Origin of the sequence: Lacticaseibacillus camelliae DSM 22697 = JCM 13995 (genome assembly GCF_001436615.1) — a bacterium.
In the GTDB taxonomy this organism is placed as follows: domain Bacteria; phylum Bacillota; class Bacilli; order Lactobacillales; family Lactobacillaceae; genus Lacticaseibacillus; species Lacticaseibacillus camelliae.
In genome coordinates, this window is record NZ_AYZJ01000036.1 from 1 (window position 1) to 2,902 (window position 2,902).

General features: G+C 47.7%; 2 protein-coding genes. Both read right to left on the reverse strand.

The window, feature by feature from the left end; translation table 11 throughout:
- Window positions 1-1,116, reverse strand: a 1,116-nt coding sequence (locus FC75_RS07730; protein WP_056989562.1) for an ABC transporter ATP-binding protein, incomplete at its 3' end; no start/stop codon positions are given.
- 440 nt (window positions 1,117-1,556) lie between these two features.
- Window positions 1,557-2,390 carry a sugar phosphate isomerase/epimerase family protein gene (locus FC75_RS07735; RefSeq protein ID WP_054666475.1) on the reverse strand — a complete coding sequence of 278 codons (834 nt, stop codon included), beginning with the start codon at window positions 2,388-2,390 and terminating at the stop codon, window positions 1,557-1,559.
- Window positions 2,391-2,902: the final 512 nt, after the last annotated feature.

A 2,902-nucleotide genomic window follows, 5' to 3' on the forward strand; every position in this document is an offset into this window, starting at 1 on the left:
GACCACTATCAAGGATTCGTTATCATCGTTGCACTTGACTTGAAAATTGAGGCCTTTATTAACGTCAAATCCCATTTTGACGTGGTCACCTGGTTGATGGAAATCACGTGCATTAACATTTGCTACGTATTCAGTGCCATCAAGCTTGAGATACAATTGCTCGGTCGCGCCGAGTAGCTCAGAAACTACAACATCAGATTCAACGATGGCGTTCGGCCAGGTATCCAGGAAGGCTTGTTCTGAATGGATATCTTCCGGACGAATGCCAAAAACAACTTCCTTGCCATTATACCCTTGGTCGTCCAACACTTTGGCTCGACCCGCCGGCACACTCAGCTGCAAACCTTTACCATCTGAAATATGACCGTCCTGATATGTGACATGGAAAAAGTTCATCGCAGGAGCACCGATAAATCCAGCCACAAACATGTTACGTGGGTTTTGATAAACCTGAGCTGGCGTCCCAATCTGCTGAATTTGGCCAACTGACATGACTACAACACGGTCTGCCATCGTCATCGCTTCAGTTTGATCATGAGTGACATAAATCGTAGTTGTCTTTAAACGCCGGTGTAGTTTTGCAATCTCTGCGCGCATGGAAACTCGCAGTTTTGCATCCAAATTTGACAGCGGTTCATCCATGAGAAATATCGGCGCATCGCGCACAATTGCACGTCCAAGCGCGACCCGCTGCCGCTGCCCACCAGAAAGATCAGCAGGCTTACGCTGCAGAAACTCCTGAAGGCCCAGAATATCAGCAGCATTGTCGACACGTTGCTGAATATCTTCCTTGCTGTAATGGCGCAACTTTAAGCCAAAGGCCATGTTATCGTATACAGACATGTGGGGGTACAGTGCATAGTTCTGAAAGACCATAGCAATGTTCCGGTCCTTGGGAGCAACATCATTCATCACTTGGTGATCAATTTCAAGAGTACCTTTACTGATATCTTCGAGGCCAGCAATCATCCGCAACGTCGTAGACTTCCCACAACCAGAGGGGCCAACAAAAACGATAAACTCCCTCTCTTTGATGTGTAAATCGAAGTCGCTGACGGCATAATCTGTGCCATTATCATACTTTTTGTATAGGTGATTCAAGTCAATCTCAACCATGAAGATTCCCGCCTTCCAAATTAGCTTTTATAAAAAAAGCCACAAATAACCAAGCAGAGAACAACTGTGTCCTCCGCTGTGGCAGGCGGTGACAAAGTGCTCAAATCTGCAATGGCCATTTCTGGCAAAGTTTGTATTATTACCCTTAAGCTCTTGACGCCTCTGAGGGGGCACAACCCTCATTGGTCGCAAGTTGCTTAACTTACAGCAATTAGTGTAATCAACTATTTCTTTGGTAGATACCTAAACATAAGCTGCTACCAAAAATGAGTATAGCCCCGAAGTCAATTACATGCAAGCGCTTTTATTAGGAGTACAGCAAACGTGCAAATTACCGGGAGTTCTACACGCCATTCCGAATCGAAGATGTCTCATCTTCATTTCGAGTCAGTCGGCATTTAATTACTACAAGCACACATTTTGTCCTCGTATTCAAGATTTCATAATGCCCGCAACCAAGGCAATGCTAATGCTTGATCCAACTGACCATCCGGCAACTCGTCCAAGCATTTAAACCCATACGGCTGCCGCTGATCTGCGATTGCGAAGGCGGCTTTGAAATCGCCTTGGCCTTGGCCCGGCACTGTTAACTCCCGCTGGGAAGCCCCTTCAGGCCAGCGATAATCCTTCAGGTGCACCGCGACGATCCGGTCAGCAAATCGGTCAAAAGCCGCTGAAAGAATGGCATTTGCATCATCCTCTCGAGTTTTTAAAAGATTAGTCGGATCGATGATCAGCTTTAAGTTAGGCGCCTCGTTGACAGCGGCAATCAACGCCGCGACCTGGTCAAGCGAATATAGGGGATTGCTGATCCCCGGCTCAAGGGCAAGATAAGTTCCGGCAGACCTGGCAACTGTTAACAGCTCGCGGACCCGTTTTACTAGCGTGTTAAACGGTGCCGCTTGATGGTTTTCTGCTGGTGAGCCGACACCGCCAGTCTCCGTGGCTACGATTCTGGTCCCAAAAGCGGGCGCCACCTGCAGATAATTCGCCAGCCGCGCGTTGGCCTGAGCCTCTCTAGTCGTATCTGAATCAACCATGTTGACATAGCAACTTAACGTAGCAATTTCACCGCCATACTCACTCAACGAGCGGCGCACCATCGCCCCCAGCCCAAAACTGACGGCATCCCCGTCGTCAGTGGTCTTGGGCAGCGACTTTGCCGGTGAATACGCCAGGCTGTGCAAGCCGCGCTGCTGCATCGCTTGCCCAAACACTGCTAAGTCATCGTAAACGGGTAGGTCATGGCCGCGCACCACAATATCTTTTCTCAACCATTACATCTCACTTTCTCGATGTTCTTCAGCCCAAGCAGAATTGCTGGAATCGTCCTAAGCCGTAGACAAACTGCAAACCAGAGAATAATCGACAATCCCAGACGCTGCCGCCTGAGACTGGTCAAATCAAGATCAAGTAACTGGGGTAGAAATTAGCACTAGGCTCGCGCTGGGTCAACGCTTTCATAATGAAGTCATACAATAGAATATCTTTGCCGCCCAGTGAACATTCTGTCGTTCAGAAAGTTGTCAATTCATTTGAGTGAAGAAAGAAAGAGAGAAAACAGGTCAAAACTATTTGTTCATCATAACTGCACCAAACGTTCACGGGTTTTCGGATGTGATGATCAGTGGTTTTAAGGCAGGCTCTGCACACTATAAGCCGCACTGGAACAATGAAAAACGACGACTAAGTGACTAACACTTAATCGCCGTGGCAAGCAAAAAAAAACTACTCCCCAGTTTACAATTCAAGTGCAACACCTTAGCGACTAGACCAAAAAGGCCAT